Origin of the sequence: Necropsobacter rosorum, from assembly GCF_964241405.1 — a bacterium.
In the GTDB taxonomy this organism is placed as follows: domain Bacteria; phylum Pseudomonadota; class Gammaproteobacteria; order Enterobacterales; family Pasteurellaceae; genus Necropsobacter; species Necropsobacter rosorum.
Genome location: NZ_CAXSXF010000004.1, coordinates 187,114 through 208,045 on the forward strand (window position 1 = coordinate 187,114; position 20,932 = coordinate 208,045).

Genomic DNA, 20,932 nt, shown 5'->3' on the forward strand with positions numbered 1-20,932 from the left:
TTCGGCAGTAAAAAAAACCACCTACCCCCGGCAAGTGGTCGCTTTCCTTTTTTCCTTTTCTCTTTTTCTAATAAAAACTGAACGCCGACAGCTCGTCATGATGCGACGACGGTATAACACGATACAGCCGCCTTTCCGGGTTAGCGAACGGCAGCACCTGATGCTACCGCCGCATAAGGCTCTGTCTTCACGCCATGTTAGGCAACGATTTTCTTAAATTCGTCAAAAAACGTCGGAAAAGTTTTCGCCGTACATTGCGGCTCCAAAATGGTGACCGGCGTATCCGATAACGCCACCAGCGCAAAGCACATTGCCATGCGGTGATCATTATAAGTGGCGATTTCCGCATGACGGAATTTATCCGCCGGCAACGGTTGAATACGGATAAAATCCTCGCCTTCTTCCACTTCCGCCCCGACTTTACGCAGTTCGGTCGCCATCGCCGTCAAACGATCCGTCTCTTTCACCCGCCAGTTATAAATATTGCGGATCACGGTTTCTCCCGAGGCAAATAACGCCGTCGTGGCAATGGTCATCGCCGCATCGGGAATATGGTTCATATCCATATCAATGCCGTGCAGTTCCCCCTTTTCCGCCTGAATAAAATCATCGCCGCGGGTAATTTTCGCGCCCATTTTTTCCAACACCTCGGCAAACAGACGATCGCCCTGAATGGAATTTTTACCGATGCCTCTGACTTTCACCCTGCCTTTAATGGCGCCCGCAGCAAGAAAATAAGAGGCGGACGAGGCATCGCCCTCCACCAGATAGGTTTGCGGCGCAATATAGCACTGACCGCCCGGCACAAAAAACTTCCGGTAGTGATCATGCCGTACCGTTACGCCGAAATCCTTCATCATCGCCAATGTGATATCAATATAAGGCTTAGAAACCAGTTCGCCGATAATGTCGATTTCCATGTCCTGCTGCCCAAGCGGCGCGGAGATTAACAGTGCGGTCAAAAATTGCGAAGAAATCGAGCCGTCAATGCGCACTTTTCCGCCCTGAATACCGCGGTTACGAATCGCCAGCGGCGGGTATCCTTCGTTTTCCAGATACTGAATATCGGCGCCCGCCTGACGCAGCGCGTCCACTAAATGCGCAATCGGACGCTCTTTCATGCGCGGTTCGCCGGTCAGCACCACTTCCGCCTCCGCCGCACCTTGCAGGCACAACGCCGCAGTCAGCGGACGCATTGCCGTCCCGGCGTTGCCTAAAAACAGCGCCAAGCCGTCGTGACACTGAAAGGCGCCGCCTGCGCCTTGAATCTCGCACTGCGTTTTATCTTCCGACAATTGATAGGTAATGCCCAAGGCTTTCAGTGCATTCAGCATATGACGAATATCATCGCTGTCCAGCAAATTAGTTACCTTGGTGGTTCCTCTGGCAAGCGCCGCCAGCAGTAAAGCCCGGTTGGAAAGGCTTTTCGAACCGGGCAAATGAATGTCGCCGTCAACACGGGCAATGGGATTGAGGGTGAGTTTATCCATGGTCGTTTCACTATCCATAATGACAAGGCGCCACAACAGACGCCCTGATGTTGCACTCCGCCGGTGAATCAAAACATGCGTTATCGCTGATTCAACACCTTCAAAAGTGCGGTGAAAAATTTATCGTTTTCCTGCGGCAGACCGATACTGACGCGCAAATGATTCGGCATACCGTAACCGGCTATCGGGCGGACGATCACGCCTTCGCGCAGCAGCGCCTCATAGATCGGTGCGGCGGGACGTTTAAAATCCAGGGTAATAAAATTGCCTTTCGACGGAATATAGGTCAGCTGATGCCGTCGGCAGAAATCTTCGTAGCGCTGCATTTCGGTGCGGTTGTTTTGCGCCGCTTTTTGCACAAAGCCGTCGTCATTTAACACGGCAATCGCGGCCACCTGCGCCAACGCATTGCAGTTGAACGGCTGCCGTACTCGGTTCAATAAATCCGCAATTTCCGGATGCGATACCGCATACCCGATGCGCAGCCCCGCCAGACCGTATGCCTTGGATAAGGAACGGGAGACGATTAAATTCGGATACTGTTTTACCAGCGCAAAAGAATCAACACGTTCCTCCGGCGCGGTAAATTCCGTATAAGCTTCGTCCAGCACCACAATGACCCGTTCCGGTACGCGGGCTAAAAATTCACTGATTTCCGCCTGAGTTAAAAAATTGCCGGTCGGATTATTCGGATTGGCGATATAAATCAGCTTGGTTTTGTCGTTAATCGCCGCCAGAAAGCCGGCCAGATCATGTCCCCAGTTTTTGGCCGGAATTTCACGCGCGACGGCATTGATCGCCTTGGTAATCAGCGGATAGACAATAAAAGCGTATTGCGAATAAATAATTTCATCATCGCTGTCGGCAAAGGTATGAGCAAACAGCTCGATCAATTCATTGGAGCCGTTTCCCAAGGTGATTTGATTTGCCTGCAAGGCGAATTTTTTTGCGATCGTCGCTTTGAGTTCGAAACCGTTGGCATCGGGATAACGGGTCAGATCATCCAACCGGTTTTCAATCGCGCGTTTAGCGCTCGGCGGGAATCCGAACGGGTTTTCATTGGACGCCAGTTTAACGATATTACGGATACCGAGCTCGCGCTCCAGCTCCTCAATAGGCTTGCCCGCCTGATAGGGCGAAAGGGCTTTCACCCCTTCATTTGCGATAGTAATAAATTGCATAGGATTCGTTACCAGTTATAACAGAAGAAAACTCAGCGCGTTGCAACGCACTTAGCGGCATGCGGCTCAGCGGTTTTGCGCGGCGAATTGACGCATAAAGGCGATCAGCGCCTCCACCCCTTCGATCGGCATGGCGTTATAAATCGAGGCGCGCATTCCGCCCAGCACTTTATGTCCTTTCAGCGCCTGTAATCCGGCCGCCGCCGCCTGCGCAACAAATTTTGCGTTCAATTCGTCATTGCCGGTGGTAAAGGTGACATTCATTAAAGAGCGGTTGTTTTTTGCCACGTTATTGCGATAAAAATCACTTTGATCCAAATAGGCATACAGCAAATCGGCTTTCGCCCGATTGCGCTGCGCCATGGCGCTTACCCCGCCGGTAGCCAGCAAATGCTTAAAGACCAGCGAACATAAATACCACGCGAATGTCGGCGGAGTGTTGATCATGGAATCGCTTTGCGCCTGCACCGCATAATTCCAGATGGACGGCGTGGCCGTCCGCGCCTTACCGATCAAATCCTCGCGCACGATAACGATGGTAATTCCCGCCGGGCCTAAATTTTTTTGCGCGCCGGCATAAATCAGACCGAATCGGCTTACATCAATTTCACGAGACAGAATATTGGAGGACATATCGGCAACCAGCACTGCATCGCCCACCTTCGGCAGCTCGAAAATCTCAACCCCGCTGATGGTTTCGTTCGGGCAATAATGCACATAATCGTACTGCGGTGCGATGGCGCTGAAATCCAGTTTATCCACCGCCAGCGTTTCGCCTTCGGCCAGAATATTCATTTCGTCAACCTCGCAGAACAAGCGCGCCTCTTTCGCGGCCGTCGCCGACCAGTGACCGCTGGTTAAATACAGCGCTTTGCCTTTTTCGTTGCACAGGTTCATCGGAATGGCGGCAAACTGACCGCGCGCACCGCCCTGCAGAAAAAGCACTTTATAGTTTGCGGGAATGTGATAAAGCCGGCGGATATCGTCCTCCGCCTGCGTGATCAGATCCATAAACAGCTTACCGCGGTGGCTGACTTCCATGACCGAAGTCTGCTGCGCCTGCCAGTTGAGCAACTCGCGCTGAGCCTGTTGTAATACGGCAGGCGGCATCATCGCCGGCCCGGCACTGAAATTAAATACTTGCGACATGTTTCACTTCCTGAGAGATAATGGAGAAATAAAGAATAATTCGGTATTTTTATCACCTCAGCATAGCGTAATCAACGACTTTTATAAAATTCCGCACATTTTTTACTTTTATCCGGAAAAAGCGCGCGAATACTTTGACGAAAAGCGCAAAAAAGACTACATTAACCGGGGTTTATTTTTAATTACAGGCAGAGAGTATCAATTATGGAAAACGTGAATAAACAATCGTTCCAAGAAGTGTTAGAGTATGTGCGTATGTATCGTTTAAAAAATAAATTATTGCGCGATATAGACGATAACAATCGTAAAATTCGCGACAACCAGAAACGCGTGCTGTTATTGGACAATCTGAACCAATATATCCGCGATGATATGAGCATTGAAGATGTGCGCGCCATTATTGAAAATATGCGTGACGACTATGAAACCCGGGTTGATGATTACACCATCCGCAATGCGGAACTGTCCAAACAGCGGCGCGAAATCAGCGGCAAAATGAAAGGGCAGAAAAAAGCGCATGCCGAGTTACTGAAAAAATAACCGGTTTTCCGAAACACTAAAGTGCGGTGAAAAATGATTGAAATTTTCACCGCACTTTTTTATTTTGTGCCGGCGGATTCTGTCGTAAAACTGATGCGATATAAAAATTAACGGAGTTTTATTTCTAAAATATAAAAAATAAATATTAAAACCCTATTCCTTTTTTAATTCACCATGCCGATATGTGACTAATATCACAAAACAACGGTATCTTTATCTCAAATTCGTGATCCTAATCACATTATTCTGGAGCGTTTTCATTTAAAATCCGCCGGTCAAATAATTCTATTTGATTTGATCCACTTTTATTATTGTTAAGGAGTCAGAATGACTATTGCGATCATCATAGCAACGCACGGTGTGGCGGCGAAACAGCTGCTGAAAACCACCGAAATGTTGATCGGTGAGCAAGATGACGTAGCCACCATCGATTTCGTCCCCGGCGAAAATGCTGAAACGATTATGGCGAAATATCAGGAACAACTATCGACCACATTATCCCATTGTGATCAGGTCTTATTCCTGGTGGATACTTGGGGCGGCAGTCCGTTCAATGCGGCAAACCGCGTCGCCGAGGGCAAAGACAATATGGATATTGTCACCGGTGTCAACGTGCCGATGCTGGTGGAAACCTTTATGGCGCGCGATGACGGCCCGGATTTGGCGGAACTGGTGGCCATCGCGCTGGAAACCGGTCGTACCGGCGTACGCGCATTAAAATATGTCGAACAAGAACCTGAAGCTGAAGCAAAACCGGCCGCACCGCAGGCAGCGCCAGCGCCGGTGCAAGCCGTACGGCCAAACCAAGAAGGTCATCTGATTGTCGGTCTTGCCCGCATTGACGATCGCCTGATTCACGGTCAGGTCGCGACCCGCTGGACCAAAGAAAGCCGGGTCAGCCGGATTATTGTGGTGAATGACAATGTGGCCAACGATCAGGTGCGTTCCACCATGCTGAAAAGTGTGGCGCCGCCGGGCGTCACCGCCCATGTGGTCAGCGTGGATAAAATGATCCGCGTGTATAACAATCCGGAATATGCCAACGAACGCGTGATGCTGTTATTCACCAATCCCGGCGATGTGCTGAAGCTGCTCGAAGCCGGTGTCGATATGAAATCCATCAATATCGGCGGAATGGCCTATAAAGAAGGCAAAAAACAGATTACCAGCGCGGTATGCGTGGACGATGACGATATCGCCGCCTTTAAAACCATCGACGGCATGGGCGTCGAACTGGATGTGCGCAAAGTCTCCAATGACACGCGTCAGTATATGATGGATTTATTAAAAAAACATAACTTAGTGTAAGGAATATTCACGATGGAAATTTCAACCCTCCAAGTCATACTCGTTTTTATCGTCGCCTGTATATGCGGTATGGGCTCGATTCTCGACGAATTCCAGACTCACCGTCCGTTAATCGCCTGTACGTTGATCGGTCTGGTGCTGGGCGATATTACAACCGGGATTATCGTCGGCGGTTCTCTGGAACTGTTGGCGCTCGGCTGGATGAATATCGGTGCGGCGCTGGCGCCGGATGCGGCACTGGCCTCCGTTATCTCCACCATTTTGGTTATCGTCGGCGGTCAGGAAATCACCACCGGTATCGCTATCGCCATTCCGCTGGCGGCAGCCGGTCAGGTATTAACCTATGTGGTGCGCGCCATTACCGTGGGCTTCCAGCATGCGGCGGACAAATCCATTGAGGACGGTAATCTGACCCGTTTGGACTGGATCCACTGTAGCGCCCTATTACTGCAAGCGATGCGTATCGCCATTCCGGCATTAATCGTGGCGTTAACCGCGGGTACCGATGTGGTGCAGTCCATGCTGCATGCGATTCCGGAAGTGGTGACTAACGGACTGAAAATCGCCGGCGGTATTATCGCCGTGGTCGGTTATGCCATGGTCATCAATATGATGCGCGCCGGTCACCTGATGCCGTTCTTTTATGCCGGTTTCGTGGTGGCGGCCTTTACCGATTTCAACCTGGTGGCATTAGGCGTACTGGGCGCAATTATGGCGGCACTTTATATTCAGCTGCACCCGAAATACAATCAAAGTAAACAGGTGGTGCAGGTTGTATCAAACGGCAACAACGATCTTGATAACCGATTAGATTAACGGGGTAGAAAAATGACAACAGAAATTAAAAAAGTAACTCAACGCGATTTAAACTCCGTAGTATTGCGTTCCAACCTGTTCCAAGGTTCATGGAACTTTGAACGGATGCAGGCGCTCGGTTTCGCCTATTCAATGGTACCGGTGATCAAACGCCTGTATCCGGATCCGAACTCGCAGGAGCGCAAAGATGCGATCAAACGTCATCTGGAATTTTTCAATACCCAGCCGTTTATGGCGGCGCCGGTATTGGGCGTCACCATTGCGATGGAAGAAGAGCGTGCCAACGGTAAAGAAATCGACGATGCCGCCATCAACGGGATCAAAGTCGGTCTGATGGGGCCGCTGGCCGGGGTGGGCGACCCGATTTACTGGGGAACGGCGCGTCCGGTATTCGCCGCGCTGGGTGCGGGATTAGCCTTAACCGGCAGCCTGCTAGGACCGGTTCTGTTCTTCTTATTATTCAATCTGGTTCGTCTTGCCACCCGTTACTACGGCGTCACTTACGGCTACCGCAAAGGGCTGGATGTGGTACAGGATATGAGCGGTGGCTTGCTGCAAAAACTGACCGAAGGCGCTTCGATTCTCGGTCTGTTTATTATGGGCGCGCTGGTGCAGAAATGGACCAGCATTCACGTTCCGCTGGTGGTGTCCGTCATTGAAAAACAAGACGGTACCGTAGAAACCACCACCGTACAAAGCATTCTGGACAGCCTGATGCCGGGTCTGTTACCGTTGCTGTTCACTTTTGCCTGTATGTGGCTATTGCGCAATCGCGTCAACGCCTTATGGATTATCGTCGGGATCTTTATTATCGGTATCTTCGGCGCCTGGACAGGCATTCTTGCCTAACGGCAATCAATGACATTGCGGCGGGCTTCATCGCCCGCCGGTTTCTTTTTTATCCGTAATTATGATCGACACAATACTGCTTCTCGGCATTCTGCTGTTTTTCGTTTACGCCTTTTATGATCAGTTCGGCATGGATCGGCTGAAAGGCAAAACCCGTTTAAAAGTGCGGTTAAAAAAACGGGCGAAAATCGATGCCGTCATTTTTATCGCGCTTATCGCCATCATTTTGTACCAGACGCAGGCCAATATTCGCCCGACCACCCTGTATTTACTGGCGATGTCGGTGATCCTCAGCCTGTACATCGCCTTTATCCGTTTTCCCGTGCTAGTGCTGAAAGAAAGCGGCTTTTTCTATGACAATATTTTTATCGATTATGCTAAAATCCGCCGGGTGAATCTCGCCGACGGCAATATTCTGGTGATCGATCTGACCAACGGCAAGCGGCTTACCGCCCCACTGCACGACCCGCAGGATACGGCGAAAATCGTAGCGTTTTTCGGCGGTTATCAACCGACGCAATCCGCCTCTTCCGAGGAGAAAAACCAATGACCGGTATTTATAAACTCAACGGCAGCCTGCAACATTATGTGTGGGGCGGCAAAGATTACCTGCCCGCACTGCTCGGCGTTGCCGAACGGACGCAGCAACATTATGCGGAATGGTGGCTCGGCGCTCATCCGTCCGCCCCGTCGCAATTAGACATCGACGGCAAAGCGCAAGCGCTGAATACGTTTTTGACGCGCCATCCGCAGGCGCTGGGCGTCCGCAGCCGCCGGATATTCGGCGATCAGCTGCCTTATTTATTAAAAATTCTGGATGTGGAAAAACCGCTTTCCATTCAACTGCACCCGACCAAACAACAAGCGGAAACCGGCTTTGCGCGCGAAAACGCGCAGCACATCGCACTCAGCGATGCGAAGCGCACTTACAAAGACGATAACCACAAACCGGAAATGATGATCGCGCTGTCCGAGTTCTGGCTGCTGCACGGTTTTAAAGCGAAGGCAAAAATTATCGCCGCGCTCAACGCCCGTCCGTCGCTGGCGCCGTTGGCGGATAAACTGCACACTCAGGATTTGCACGGCTTTTATGCCGATATTATGCAAGCCTCACCGGCACAGCTCGCCCACTGGCTACACCCGATTATCGCACAACACCAGGCCGCTTACGCCGCCGGCCGACTGACCCCGGACAACCCCGACTATTGGCTGCTATACACGCTGGAGGCGATGGCTATCCCGGCCGATAATCTGGATCCGGGTTTAGTCTGCTTCTATCTGTTTAATATCGTGCATATCAGACCGGGCGAAGGCATTTATCAGGACGCCGGCATTCCGCACGCCTATCTGCGCGGGCAGAATATCGAATTAATGGCCTGCTCCGATAACGTTATTCGCGGCGGTCTGACGCCAAAACATGTGGATATTGCCGAATTGCTGAAAGTGGTGGATTGCCGCCAAGTGGAGCCGACGATTATTCCCGTCGCACCGCACAACCGGGCGGTATTTACCTATCACACGCCGGCCAAGGATTTCGCCCTGACCTGTGTTCATTATACCGACGGCGAAAAACACGCTTTACAGGCGCAAAGTGCGGCGATTTTACTGGTGATGGACGGTGAAATCACGCTGACTGCCGCACACACCGCGCTGCACCTGAAACGGGGGGATTCCGCCTTTATCTGCGCAGACACCTCATATCGCGCAGAAGGGATGCGGGCAGGTTACGCCGTGCTGGCAAGTCTGCCGCCATCACCTTGATCCTTTCCATCGAAAAGTGCGGTGGTTTTTTTCGTTGTTTTATTAAAAACTGTCTAAAAAACCACCGCACTTTTTCTCTGCCGTTGCCCTTTATTTCTATTCCGCCGTATAGCCTTCATCGTTCAGGGTCGGATGTTCCGCGCCCTGTTTGGCCAGCTGATCACAAATTTCGTTTTCCCGATGTCCGCTGTGGCCTTTTACCCATTGCCAGCGGATCTGATGCGGCTGAACCGCGTTATCCAGCGCGATCCACAGATCCTGATTTTTCACCGCCTTTCCGCTGGCGGCTTTCCAGTTATTTTTTTTCCAGTTGTGAATCCATTGCGTAATGCCGTTTTTCATATATTGGCTGTCGCTATGCAGCACCACCGCGCAAGGTTCTTTCAGACTTTGCAGGGCGATAATCACCGCCAGCAGTTCCATGCGGTTATTGGTGGTGCGGAAATAGCCCTGCGAAAGCTGTTTTTCATGCTGCCCGTACCGCAGCAAAATGCCGATACCGCCGGCACCGGGATTGCCCAGACAGGAACCGTCGGTGAAAATGTCAATTTGTTTGCGCATAAATTTAGACTACTCATTTTGTATAAATCAGGCGATAATAGCGCAAATTGAGTTAAAGATATAGCAAAACCATGACAATCGACATTCATCCTAATCGCCAGATCGTGCTGGATACGGAAACCACCGGCATGAACCAGTTCGGCGCCCATTACGAAGGCCATTGTATTATTGAAATCGGTGCGGTGGAAATGATTAACCGCCGTTATACCGGGCGCAAACTGCATTTATACATCAAACCCGATCGCCCGGTGGATCCGGAGGCGGTCAAAGTGCACGGTATCACCGACGAGATGTTGCAGGATAAACCGGCATTTGCGGCGGTGGCGCAGGAATTTATTGAATTTATCAAAGGCGCGGAGCTGCTGATCCATAACGCGCCCTTCGATGTGGGCTTTATGGATTATGAATTCGGCAAACACGGCATCAAGCTTAAAACCGAAGAGATCTGTCTGGTCACCGATACCCTGCAAATGGCGCGTAAGGCCTATCCCGGCAAGCGCAACAATCTGGATGCGCTGTGCGAACGGTTAAATATTGATAACAGTAAACGTACCCTGCACGGCGCGTTACTGGATGCGGAGATTCTGGGCGATGTGTATCTGGCGATGACCGGCGGCCAGACCAGCCTGTTTGATGAAAATGAGCAGGAAACCCTGTACAGCACCTCCGCCGCAGAGCAGCAAAGTGCGGTGGTTTTTTCCCACAATTTGAAACTGCTGCAACCGAGCGAAGAAGAATGGCAGGCGCATCAGGAATATCTCAAACTGATCAACAAAAAAAGTAAGGATAACTGCCTGTGGGACAACGCGCCGGAAGGCGAAAGCGTGCATTAACGTTCATGGATTAAGCAACCGGGCGGCAAAGCATAAAAATCGCTTGACGCACATGCTATTCGCGATTATCATGCCTCACACTTACGCGGAGCGGTAGTTCAGCTGGTTAGAATACCTGCCTGTCACGCAGGGGGTCGCGGGTTCGAGTCCCGTCCGTTCCGCCAATTTTTTAACCGCGCAAATACGGAGCGGTAGTTCAGCTGGTTAGAATACCTGCCTGTCACGCAGGGGGTCGCGGGTTCGAGTCCCGTCCGTTCCGCCAGTTTGCCCGCGTTAAAAAATCTGTCAAGCACCTTCAGGGTGCTTTTTATTTTTCCGGCCTGTGTTTTTGCCACACGCCGAACGGCGATGCCGCCGCACCGTTGCCTGCCGCAGATCAATTTTTCATTCCCGCCGAAATCCGCTATAATGCCCCCCACTGAAAAATACCGCAAAGTGCGGTTGATAATAAAGAGGTTTTTTATGACAACTCCCGTCGTTGCGCTGGTCGGGCGCCCTAATGTAGGCAAATCGACTTTATTTAACCGGCTGACCCGCACCCGGGATGCGCTGGTGGCCGACTTTCCCGGTCTGACCCGCGATCGCAAATACGGTCAGGCCAATATTGCCGGCCATGATTTTATCGTGATCGACACCGGCGGTATCGACGGCACGGAACAAGGCGTGGAAGAAAAAATGGCGCAGCAATCGCTGCTCGCCATTGAGGAAGCGGATGTGGTGCTGTTTCTGGTTGACGCGCGCGCCGGGCTTACGGCGGCGGATATCGGCATCGCCAATTATCTGCGCCAGCGGCAAAATAAGCTCACCGTGGTGGTGGCCAATAAAACTGACGGCATTGATGCCGATTCCCATTGCGCGGAATTTTATCAGCTTGGTCTGGGTGAGATTGCGCAAATCGCCGCCTCGCAAGGCCGCGGTGTCACCGCGCTGATGGAGCAGGTGCTGATGCCGCTGGCGGAACAACCGTCTGCCGCCGACCCAAATACGGAGCAAGATTCCCCGCAACATGATGAGAACGAAGATGACACGCAGGACGAATGGGAACGGGAGTTCGATTTCGACAATCAGGAAGATACCGAATTACTGGACGACGCCTTAGCGGAACAACAGGCGGATGAGGATAAAACCATTAAAATCGCCATTGTCGGGCGCCCAAATGTGGGCAAATCCACCCTGACCAACCGGATTTTAGGTGAAGATCGCGTGGTAGTCTATGACCTGCCCGGCACCACCCGCGACAGCATTTATATTCCGATGGAACGTGACGGCCAGCAATACACGCTGATCGACACCGCCGGCGTACGCAAACGCGGCAAAGTTCATCTGACGGTGGAAAAATTCTCCGTAATCAAAACCTTACAGGCCATTCAGGACGCCAATGTGGTGCTGCTCACCATTGATGCGCGCGAAGGGATTTCCGATCAGGATTTATCGCTGCTCGGCTTTATTCTCAATGCCGGGCGTTCGCTGGTTATCGTGGTGAATAAATGGGACGGTCTGGATCAGGAAATTAAAGATCAGGTGAAATCGGAGTTGGATCGCCGGCTGGATTTTATCGACTTCGCCCGCGTGCATTTTATCTCCGCCCTGCACGGCAGCGGTGTGGGTAATCTGTTTGAATCGATCCGCGAAGCTTATGCCTGCGCCACACGGAAAATCACCACTTCCATGCTGACCCGGATTTTACAAATGGCCACCGATGAGCATCAGCCGCCGATGATGAGCGGGCGCCGCATTAAACTGAAATATGCCCATCCGGGCGGTTATAATCCGCCGATTATTGTGGTGCACGGCAACCAGATCGACCGCCTGCCGGACAGCTATAAACGCTATTTATCCAACTATTATCGCCGCAGTCTGAACATCATCGGTTCGCCGATTCGTCTGCTGTTTCAGGAAGGCAACAACCCGTTTGCCGGCAAGCGCAATAAACTGACGCCGACTCAGCTGCGCAAGCGCAAACGCTTGATGAAATTCATTAAAAAAGCGAAAAAATAATGCCCGTTCAAGGCGAAAGGCAAGCTAAAGTGCGGTGAAAAATAGCGCTGTTTTTCACCGCACTTTTCGCTTTACTGAATGGCTTTAATCGGCAAATGGCGAAAACGCAAATGCAGGTAAACAAACAACAGCGTGGCAAGCAATGCCAGCGCGCCGCCGATAACACCGACATAGCGCAACCCGATAACATGCATAATCTGATTACCGATTAACGCCCCGCCGCCGATGCCGATATTATAAATGCCGGAATAAATCGCCATCGCCACATCGGTGGCATCCGGCGCCAGCTGCAATACCCGCACCTGCAGGCTCAGACCGATACCCGCGATCCCGATTCCCCAAATAAACACCAGCATAAACTGTAGCGTTTCACTTCCGCTCAGCACCAGCAATAAGCATAACGACAAGGTCAGCAGCGCCATCGACGAAAGTAAAAATTTCGCCGGCCCGAAACGGTGAAAACGGTTAAACAGCAAACTGGCCACAATGCCGGACAGCCCGAACACCAGCAACACGGCGGTAGTCAGCCCCGGCGCCATGCGAGCAATGGTCAGCATAAAAGGCTCAATATAACTGTAAGCGGTGAAATGCGCCGACACCACCAGCACGGTCAACCCATACAGGCTGACCAGCAACGGGCGTTTAAACAGCTGCGGCACACTGCGCAGCGAGCCGGCGTTGAGGCTGACTAAGTGCGGTAATAATTTATACAGTAACAGCAGCACGAGCGCGGCAATCAACGCAATAACCGCAAACGTCGCGCGCCAGCCCAGCGCCTGACCGATCAGGCGTCCGAGCGGCAATCCCAGCACCATCGCCAGCGCACTGCCCATCGCCAACAGCCCGAGCGCCTGCGCTTTTTTGTCTTTCGGCGCCAAACGCACCGCCAATGAGGCGGTGATCGACCAGAATATCGCGTGCGTTACCGCCACACCGATACGGGAAATCAGCAGCACCCAGAAATTCCAGGCACAGGCCGAAAGCACATGGCTGACAATAAACAAAATAAATAGTTTAATCAGCAAAGCACGGCGTTCCAGTTTCGCGGTGAGCAACATAAACGGCAGCGACAGCAGCGAGACAATCCAGGCATAAATGGTAATCATCAGGCCGGTCTGCGCCACCGGCATATGAAAACCCTGCGCAATATCGGATAACAGCGCGACCGGAATAAATTCCGTGGTATTGAAAATAAAGGCGGAAAACGCCAGACAAATAACGCGCCAGAGTTTAACACGGCGAACGATTTTCGGTGATAACATGAATCCTGTCTCGGACGAGAAAAAAGCGCTGCTATTTTAGCACTCCGGTATGAAATGTCACCTTTAACGCGCAAGTTTCTGGCGCAGTAATTCCCGAATCTGATGCCGGATATCCTGCGTCATTTCAATTTTATATTGCGGCGCATAGCAGTTATCGAAAAAACGCACCGGCAAGGTGAAATCCTGATATTTTTCATCGGTTACACCGATATTAAGTGTGATGTCGCAGCGCATACGGTCAAGCTCCACCATGCCTTTGCCGAACAGTCGAATATCCCGATTAACCAGCCGGACATGATCAATCAGCATGATAGCGTCATCCCAGCGCAAATCGGCCTGCAACCGTTTGAATTGACTGTTGGCGTTCTGTAGCGCTTCCGGATCATAATTAATCGGCAGATGCTGGGCGATAATAGTCAGCAAATTCAGACCATTAAACTCACCGTCCGCGATTTCCAAGGCGGCCTGTCCCGAGCGCATATGCCATCGGTCAAAATCAATCTCCGCCCGCACATCTCCTTTTCCCGAGATCACTTTCGGCAGTTTTAACATATTGAGCCATTTTCCCAGCGCCACGGCTTTGCCCGTTATTTCCAGACGATTGACACCCTCTTCCGCGCCCGGCGCAAGTTTAAACCGGATATTCGCCATTTCGGCATTGACCAAATAGCCGACAAGCGTATCTTCCTGCCGATTTAAATCCACATTAATATAGCGGAAAGTTTCTTTATTCGAGCTGAGATCCTTCAAAATCAGAATATGATGCCCGTTTTGGTGAGTAGAAAAAATGCCTTGATCCAGACTGAATTCGAACTGTTTTTTATCGCCATAGAGCGGTTGATGTAAATTCAACGCCAGTTCCAGCCGGTTGAATTCGGTCTCCAGACCGGAAAAGAACACCTCGGTTTGCAGATCAATCCGGTTGTCAAACGCATCCTGCGCGCCGAGCCGCACGAAATAGCGCCATTTATCCGCCGACCACAAGGCGTCCGGCGCAATTTCCTGCGTGGTGATAAAATTCATCACATGCGGTAAATCTTCCAGACAAAGTGCGGTCGGTTTTATCAGAATATCGACGGCATGCCAATCCGGCTTGGTCAGCCGTCCCTGATGTAACGCAATGGCGGACAAACGCACATCGCCGATCAAACTGTAAAGCGGATTCAGCGTAATGTCGATTTGCTCAAAGGCAAAGGAACGCCCCTGATCCAGGGTAAAACCAACACCTTCCAGCGTCAGCTTAGGAGAAAGAAAAAACTGAAAATCCAGTTTTTCAAATTGAATGCCGTGCTTGTGTAAACCCGCTGTCACCTGACGTTCCAACCGATCTTTTTGCACATACATCATTGAGAAGATCGCAATAACGACAACCATAACACTTAGCGCGATCTTTTTCCACATCGTCTAATCCTCGCTAATCCGGCTTGCCACGGCGGTCTGCTGGTTTTTATATTTGGCATCGCGCCGGCGATTATAAGGCCGGGCGGCGTTACCGCTCAGCACTTCAAAACTCAGCGCGCCAATCACCATATTCGGTCGCAGCGCCAGCGGCAATTTGCCGGAATTAAAAAATTCCAGCACGATTTTCCCTTCCCAACCCGGATCGATACGGTGTGCGGTAACATGCACCATCAGCCCCAGCCGCGCCAGTGAGGAACGGCCGTCCAGCCAGCCGATAATATTATCCGGTAATTTTACCGCTTCCAGCGTTGTCGCCAGCGCCAGTTCACCGGGATGCAGAAAAAACGCCTCGCCGTCGGCAATCACGATTTCTTCGCTCATCACGGCGTTGAGCTGCGCGGTCACTTCCTCTTTCTGCCCGCTTAAATCGATATAAGGCGCGGTATGTTCCCGAAACACGCGGAAAGAATTGCCCAAACGCACATCAATGGTGGCGCCATTGATTTTATCGTTGGACGGACGCGGCGTTAGCGAAATAATGCCGTCATCCAGATAACGTTCAATATCGGTATCGCATAATCTCATAACCGTTAATCCTTATTTTTTGCCTAACAAATGCCGGATCTGCGCTTTCAGCATATTGATCGCAATGCGGTTTTTACCGCCGCGCGGCACGATAATATCGGCATATTGTTTCGACGGTTCGATAAACTGTAAAAACATCGGACGTACCGTGGCGCGGTATTGGTCAATCACCGATTGCAGCGAACGCCCGCGCTCTTGCATATCGCGTTTTAAGCGGCGGATAAAACAAATATCCAGCGGAGTATCCACAAACACCGAGATATGGGCTTCCTGCCGCACCCGTTCGTCGGTCAGCAGTAAAATTCCTTCCAGAATAATCACTTTTTTCGGCGCAAAATGCGTCACTTCGCCGGTGCGCGTATGCTCCACATAGCTGTACACCGGAATATCCACCGCCCGACCGGATTTTAACGTTTGCAGGTGTTCAATCAGCAAATGCCGGTCCATGGAATTCGGGTGATCGTAATTGGTTTTAATCCGCTCTTCGAATGCCAGATGACTTTGATCCCGATAATAGCTGTCTTCCGAAATAATGCCGATATCATCGCAGCCGATTTCCTCGCGCAGTTCTTTATGGATAGTGGAGGCGATTAAACTTTTGCCCGATGCCGAGGCGCCGGCGATAGCGATAATAATACAGGATGGCTCTGACATATTGACGGTCCGAATGAATGAATACGATAACGGGCAATTATAAAGAAAAATTCGGAGTTTGGATAATGATTTAGCGCAAGATACGCAAATAAAACCGCGCAATATCGTATTCTGTGATTCCCTTCACGTTATTTGCGCCGGCTTTCGTGTAGCATACGCCTCATTCAAAATCGGGTGCAGCGCCAAACCGCACCACATTTTGATTGATTTATAATAACCATAAAAGCATGGAGGATATCCGTTATGATGCGAAACAAAATTTCTCTTGCGATTTCGACCGCACTTTTAAGCGCAGCTTTACTGGCTGCTGCGCCGGCGAACGCAAAAGGCCGTTTAGTCGTATATTGCAGCGCGACCAACGAAATGTGTGAAGCGGAAACGCAGGCGTTCGGCGCCAAATATGATGTAAAAACGGCGTTTATCCGCAACGGTTCGGGCAGCACCTTTGCCAAAATCGAAGCGGAAAAAAATAATCCGCAGGCCGATGTTTGGTACGGCGGCACTTTGGATCCGCAATCTCAGGCCGGTGAATTGGGCTTGCTGGAAGCCTACCGCTCCCCGAACGTGGCGGAAATCGTCGACCGTTTTCAGGATCCGGCGAAAGTAAAAGGCAATTTGAGTTCCGCCATTTATATGGGCATTTTAGGTTTTGCGGTCAACACCGAGCGTTTGAAAAAACTGGGTATTGATGAGATGCCGAAATGCTGGAAAGATTTGACCGATCCGCGGCTGAAAAACGAAATTCAAATCGCCGACCCGCAAAGTTCCGGCACGGCTTATACCGCAATCGCCACCTTTGTGCAGCTGTGGGGAGAAGATCAGGCCTTTGAATTTTTCAAACAATTACATCCAAATATTTCCCAGTACACCAAATCCGGCGTCACGCCTTCACGCAATACGGCACGCGGCGAAACCACGGTGGGCATCGGTTTCTTACATGATTATGCCTTGGAAAAACAACAAGGCGCCCCGATTGAAATGATCGTGCCGTGCGAAGGCACCGGCTATGAATTGGGCGGCGTCAGCATTATCAAAGGCGCGCGCAATATGGACAACGCCAAACTGTTCGTGGATTGGGCGTTATCCAAAGAAGGGCAGGAAGTGGCATGGAAAAAAGGTAAATCCTTCCAGACACTGACTAACCGCACGGCGCAACAATCGCCGGTCGCCTTTGACCCGACCAAGCTGAATCTGATCAATTATGATTTTGAGAAATACGGCGCGGCGGACGAGCGCAAACGCTTAATTAATAAATGGGTCAATGACGTTAAACTGGCACAATAATTACCATCTGTCTGCAAGAATGCGGTTGTGTCATTGCCGCATTCTTGCTTTTTTCTGCGAGGCATTATGAATTCCGCAACATTACCGATGACCGACCGCGCAACGTTTTGGGTGCTGCTCGCCTTTAGCGCATTTCTTATTCTTCCTTCCACGGCACTGGATTACGGTCTGCTGGAAAGCACCTCCGATGAACTGTTCGATGCCATGGGCTGGTCTTCTTTTAATCTGACTATACTGTGGTTTTTACCGCTGGCAGGTTTTCTTGTTCTGCCGTTACTGAAACTCCCGCTTGCCAAACAGGCCAAAGCGGAGCTTTATCTGGTGGGCTTTACCGTTTTATTCGCCTTTATCAGCGCCAGCCTGTATAAAATCAGCATGGGTTACTCCACGCTGGTTTTACTCCTCAGTCTGACCGCACTTGCGACTCTGGCGCTGGCGAAATTAAAAGTCATGCAGGGCGATAAATTTATCCTCGCCGCCTTGATCGCCGTGATTTTACTGATTTTTTTCTTTATCGTTTATCCGACCATTGCGATCTTTATTTCCATGTTTTATGACGGCGATACCTTTGCGCCGCAGCAGGTCGTGCGTATTCTCGGCCAGCAATATATCCTGCGGATTATCACCAATTCGCTGCTGTTGTCCGGTTTTGTCGGCGTGATCTCGACCGTATTCGGTCTGGCCTTTGCCCTGTACACCACCCGCATCGCCAGACGTACGGCGTTCATCGGTAAAATCTTTTCCATTTTACCCATCGTCACCCCGCCTTTTGTCGTAGGGTTAGGCGTGACCTTAATGCTGGGGCGTTCGGGCTATGTCACCGAATTTCTGGATACCTATCTGGGCTTCACCAACCATAACTGGCTGTACGGTTTCACTGGTATTGCGATTGCACAGATTCTGGCTTTCGCCCCGATTTCGTTTATGATTCTGGACGGCGCGTTAAAATCCATTCATCCGTCGATTGAAGAAGCCTCCTACACTCTGCGCGCCAACCGTTACCAGACGTTCTATCACATTATTTTCCCGCTGTTGCGACCGGCGCTGGCAAATTCCTTTTTAATCATTTTCATTCAGTCTCTGGCCGATTTCAGTAATCCGCTGGTACTCGGCGGCAGTTTTGATGTTATCGCCACCCAGATTTATTTTTATATCGCCGGCTCGCAGCTGGATTACGCCTCAGCCAGTACGCTGGGCTCTATGCTGTTGATCTTCTCGCTGGGCGTGTTCATTATTCAATATTTATGGATCGGCAACCGCTCTTATGTCACGGTGTCCGGCAAATCCTACCGCGGCGATGTGCAGGAACTGCCGGCCGGCCTCAAATATACGATTATCACCCTGCTCAGCCTGTGGGTGCTGTTTAATCTGGTACTCTACGGCAGTATTTTTTACGGCAGTTTCACCGTCAACTGGGGCGTCAACTACACGCTGACCCTGCAAAACTACAGCATGCTGTTCGGGCAGGGATTCAGCGACGGTGCCTGGCCTTCACTAATCAACACGCTGATTTACGCCGCTATCGCCGCACCGCTGACGGCGTTATTCGGCCTGTTAATCGCCTATATTGTGGTACGCAAAGATTTTCAGGGCAAAAAAAGCCTCGAGTTTCTCGCCATGCTGTGTTTTGCCGTCCCCGGCACCGTTGCCGGCGTCTCCTATATTCTGGCGTTCAACAGCGCCCCGATGTATATCACCGGCACCGGCATTATCATTATTATTTCCATGGTTATGCGCGACCTGCCTATCGGTATGCGCGCCGCCATTGCCGGGCTGGGACAGCTGGACAAATCGCTGGACGAAGCCTCGCTGTCGTTAAAAGGCAGCTCGCTGAAAACCATCTGGTTCATTGTGCTGCCACTGTTAAAACCAGCGCTGCTGTCCGCGCTGGTCACCAGTTTCGTGCGCGCCATGACTACCGTCAGCGCCATTATTTTCCTGGTCACCGCCGACACCCGCGTGGCGACCGCGTATATTTTAAACCGCGTGGAAGACGGTGAATACGGCGTAGCCATTGCCTACGGCTCGATTCTGATTATCGTGATGATGAGCATTATCCTGCTGTTCGACTGGCTGATCGGCGATACCCGCATTGCCCGCTCCAAAGCGAAAAAAATGAACTGAACAAGAACAAGACGGCGTTTTTGCGCCGCATATACATTCAAGCATAGGTAGTTTTTATGAGTAATAATGATTTTCTGGTACTAAAAAATATCACTAAAGCCTTCGGTAAATCCGTGGTGATCGATAATCTGGATCTCACCATCAAACGCGGCACCATGGTCACCCTGCTCGGCCCCTCCGGCTGCGGTAAAACCACCGTGCTGCGGCTGGTCGCCGGTCTGGAAAGCCCGACTGCGGGACATATTTTTATCGACGGCGAAGATGTCACCAAATCCTCCATTCAAAACCGCGACATCTGCATCGTTTTCCAGTCTTACGCCTTGTTTCCGCACATGTCTATCGGCGATAACGTCGGCTACGGTCTGCGCATGCAGGGCATCGGCGGGGAAGAACGCCGCCAACGGGTTAAAGAAGCGCTCGAACTGGTGGATTTGGCCGGCTTTGAAGATCGCTATGTGGATCAGATTTCCGGCGGTCAACAGCAACGGGTGGCGCTGGCGCGCGCGTTAGTGCTGAAACCGAAAGTTCTGCTGTTTGACGAACCGCTCAGCAATCTGGATGCCAACTTACGCCGCGCAATGCGTGAAAAAATCCGCCAGCTGCAACAACAATTGAATATTACCTCGCTGTATGTCACCCACGATCAAACCGAAGCGTTCGCCGTCTCCGACGAAGTGATCGTTATGCACAAAGGAAAAATCATGCAAAAAGCGCCGGCCAAGGAACTCTATCAACACCCGAATTCCCTGTTTCTGGCCAATTTTATGGGGGAAAGCAGCATCTTCAACGGCACGCTGCAACAAGGCATGCTCACCCTCAACGGCTACCGCTTCGCCCTGCCGCACAGCGAACGTTTCGGCCTGCCCGACGGCGACTGCCTGGTCGGTATCCGCCCGGAGGCCGTCAGCCTGAAATCCGACGGCGAACCGACACAACGCTGCACCATTACCAGCGCGGTATATATGGGCAATCACTGGGAAATCATCGCCGACTGGGGCGGCAACGCCCTGCTGATTAACGCCAACCCCGACAGCTTCAACCCGGCACGGACCGAAGCCTATGTCCATCTGGCCGAGCATGGCGTATTCTTACTGAACAAAGAATAATCCCGCCCGCAAAAAAGTGCGGTGAAAATT

Annotated in this window: 19 protein-coding genes and 2 tRNA genes; 13 read left to right on the forward strand and 8 right to left on the reverse strand. The window is 51.3% G+C overall.

The window, feature by feature from the left end; translation table 11 throughout:
- Window positions 1-197: 197 nt before the first annotated feature.
- From aroA to serC, 3 genes are all read right to left on the reverse strand, one after another.
- Window positions 198-1,490: a 3-phosphoshikimate 1-carboxyvinyltransferase gene (aroA, locus tag ACESOH_RS09180; RefSeq protein WP_373100913.1), complete on the reverse strand. Its 1,293-nt coding sequence runs from the start codon at window positions 1,488-1,490 to the stop codon at window positions 198-200.
- A gap of 80 nt (window positions 1,491-1,570) precedes the next feature.
- Window positions 1,571-2,671, reverse strand: coding sequence for a histidinol-phosphate transaminase (gene hisC / locus ACESOH_RS09185; RefSeq protein ID WP_373100881.1), 1,101 nt, complete (start codon window positions 2,669-2,671; stop codon window positions 1,571-1,573).
- Between the two features lie 66 nt (window positions 2,672-2,737).
- A complete protein-coding gene (serC, locus tag ACESOH_RS09190) occupies window positions 2,738-3,820 on the reverse strand; it encodes a 3-phosphoserine/phosphohydroxythreonine transaminase (protein ID WP_032093576.1) in 1,083 nt (360 codons plus the stop codon).
- 204 nt (window positions 3,821-4,024) lie between these two features.
- Here serC and ACESOH_RS09195 point away from each other — a divergent pair, with 204 nt between their 5' ends.
- The 6 genes from ACESOH_RS09195 to manA all read left to right on the forward strand — a co-directional run bounded on the left by ACESOH_RS09195 (window position 4,025) and on the right by manA (window position 9,094).
- The gene (locus tag ACESOH_RS09195; protein ID WP_032093574.1) at window positions 4,025-4,360 is read left to right on the forward strand and encodes a DUF496 family protein; all 336 of its coding nucleotides are present in this window, start codon (window positions 4,025-4,027) and stop codon (window positions 4,358-4,360) included.
- 327 nt (window positions 4,361-4,687) lie between these two features.
- Window positions 4,688-5,668, forward strand: a complete 981-nt coding sequence (gene manX, locus ACESOH_RS09200) for a PTS mannose transporter subunit IIAB (RefSeq protein WP_373100882.1) — start codon at window positions 4,688-4,690, stop codon at window positions 5,666-5,668.
- 12 nt (window positions 5,669-5,680) lie between these two features.
- Window positions 5,681-6,484, forward strand: coding sequence for a PTS mannose/fructose/sorbose transporter subunit IIC (locus tag ACESOH_RS09205; RefSeq protein WP_032093572.1), 804 nt, complete (start codon window positions 5,681-5,683; stop codon window positions 6,482-6,484).
- A 12-nt stretch (window positions 6,485-6,496) separates the two neighbouring features.
- On the forward strand, window positions 6,497-7,333 hold the full coding sequence (locus ACESOH_RS09210) for a PTS mannose transporter subunit IID (RefSeq protein ID WP_032093571.1): 837 nt from the start codon (window positions 6,497-6,499) through the stop codon (window positions 7,331-7,333).
- Window positions 7,334-7,394: 61 nt separating this feature from the next.
- Entirely contained in the window at window positions 7,395-7,883 is a 489-nt protein-coding gene (locus tag ACESOH_RS09215) for a DUF986 family protein (protein ID WP_032093570.1), read from the forward strand.
- Window positions 7,880-9,094, forward strand: a complete 1,215-nt coding sequence (manA, locus tag ACESOH_RS09220) for a mannose-6-phosphate isomerase, class I (protein WP_373100883.1) — start codon at window positions 7,880-7,882, stop codon at window positions 9,092-9,094. The genes ACESOH_RS09215 and manA overlap by 4 nt, the downstream gene beginning before the upstream one ends.
- 96 nt (window positions 9,095-9,190) lie before the next feature.
- Here the strand turns inward: manA and rnhA are convergent, their stop codons facing one another.
- Window positions 9,191-9,655 (reverse strand): ribonuclease HI, encoded by a 465-nt coding sequence (rnhA, locus tag ACESOH_RS09225; RefSeq protein ID WP_373100884.1) that lies wholly within the window; start codon window positions 9,653-9,655, stop codon window positions 9,191-9,193.
- A 71-nt stretch (window positions 9,656-9,726) separates the two neighbouring features.
- Here rnhA and dnaQ point away from each other — a divergent pair, with 71 nt between their 5' ends.
- The 4 genes from dnaQ (at window position 9,727) to der (ending at window position 12,486) form a co-directional block, all read left to right on the forward strand.
- Window positions 9,727-10,488 carry a DNA polymerase III subunit epsilon gene (gene dnaQ / locus ACESOH_RS09230; protein ID WP_032093567.1) on the forward strand — a complete coding sequence of 254 codons (762 nt, stop codon included), beginning with the start codon at window positions 9,727-9,729 and terminating at the stop codon, window positions 10,486-10,488.
- An 87-nt stretch (window positions 10,489-10,575) separates the two neighbouring features.
- A tRNA-Asp gene (locus tag ACESOH_RS09235) sits at window positions 10,576-10,652 on the forward strand.
- Window positions 10,653-10,673: 21 nt separating this feature from the next.
- Window positions 10,674-10,750: transfer RNA gene (locus tag ACESOH_RS09240), tRNA-Asp, on the forward strand.
- A 200-nt stretch (window positions 10,751-10,950) separates the two neighbouring features.
- Window positions 10,951-12,486: a ribosome biogenesis GTPase Der gene (gene der / locus ACESOH_RS09245; RefSeq protein WP_373100885.1), complete on the forward strand. Its 1,536-nt coding sequence runs from the start codon at window positions 10,951-10,953 to the stop codon at window positions 12,484-12,486.
- Window positions 12,487-12,557: 71 nt separating this feature from the next.
- On the opposite strand, the gene ACESOH_RS09250 is transcribed toward der, so the two are convergent.
- The 4 genes from ACESOH_RS09250 to udk form a co-directional block, all read right to left on the reverse strand.
- Window positions 12,558-13,748 carry a sugar transporter gene (locus tag ACESOH_RS09250; protein WP_373100886.1) on the reverse strand — a complete coding sequence of 397 codons (1,191 nt, stop codon included), beginning with the start codon at window positions 13,746-13,748 and terminating at the stop codon, window positions 12,558-12,560.
- 63 nt (window positions 13,749-13,811) lie between these two features.
- Window positions 13,812-15,149, reverse strand: a complete 1,338-nt coding sequence (locus ACESOH_RS09255) for an AsmA-like C-terminal region-containing protein (RefSeq protein ID WP_373100887.1) — start codon at window positions 15,147-15,149, stop codon at window positions 13,812-13,814.
- A 3-nt stretch (window positions 15,150-15,152) separates the two neighbouring features.
- Window positions 15,153-15,734 carry a dCTP deaminase gene (dcd, locus tag ACESOH_RS09260; RefSeq protein ID WP_032091821.1) on the reverse strand — a complete coding sequence of 194 codons (582 nt, stop codon included), beginning with the start codon at window positions 15,732-15,734 and terminating at the stop codon, window positions 15,153-15,155.
- A gap of 12 nt (window positions 15,735-15,746) precedes the next feature.
- A complete protein-coding gene (udk, locus tag ACESOH_RS09265; protein WP_373100888.1) occupies window positions 15,747-16,388 on the reverse strand; it encodes a uridine kinase in 642 nt (213 codons plus the stop codon).
- Between the two features lie 243 nt (window positions 16,389-16,631).
- Between udk and ACESOH_RS09270 the strand changes: the two genes are divergently transcribed.
- From ACESOH_RS09270 to fbpC, 3 genes are all read left to right on the forward strand, one after another.
- Entirely contained in the window at window positions 16,632-17,672 is a 1,041-nt protein-coding gene (locus ACESOH_RS09270; protein WP_373100889.1) for an ABC transporter substrate-binding protein, read from the forward strand.
- Between the two features lie 66 nt (window positions 17,673-17,738).
- Window positions 17,739-19,796: an ABC transporter permease gene (locus tag ACESOH_RS09275; protein ID WP_373100890.1), complete on the forward strand. Its 2,058-nt coding sequence runs from the start codon at window positions 17,739-17,741 to the stop codon at window positions 19,794-19,796.
- A gap of 56 nt (window positions 19,797-19,852) precedes the next feature.
- Window positions 19,853-20,902, forward strand: coding sequence for a ferric ABC transporter ATP-binding protein (gene fbpC / locus ACESOH_RS09280; RefSeq protein ID WP_373100891.1), 1,050 nt, complete (start codon window positions 19,853-19,855; stop codon window positions 20,900-20,902).
- The last annotated feature ends 30 nt before the right edge of the window (window positions 20,903-20,932 follow it).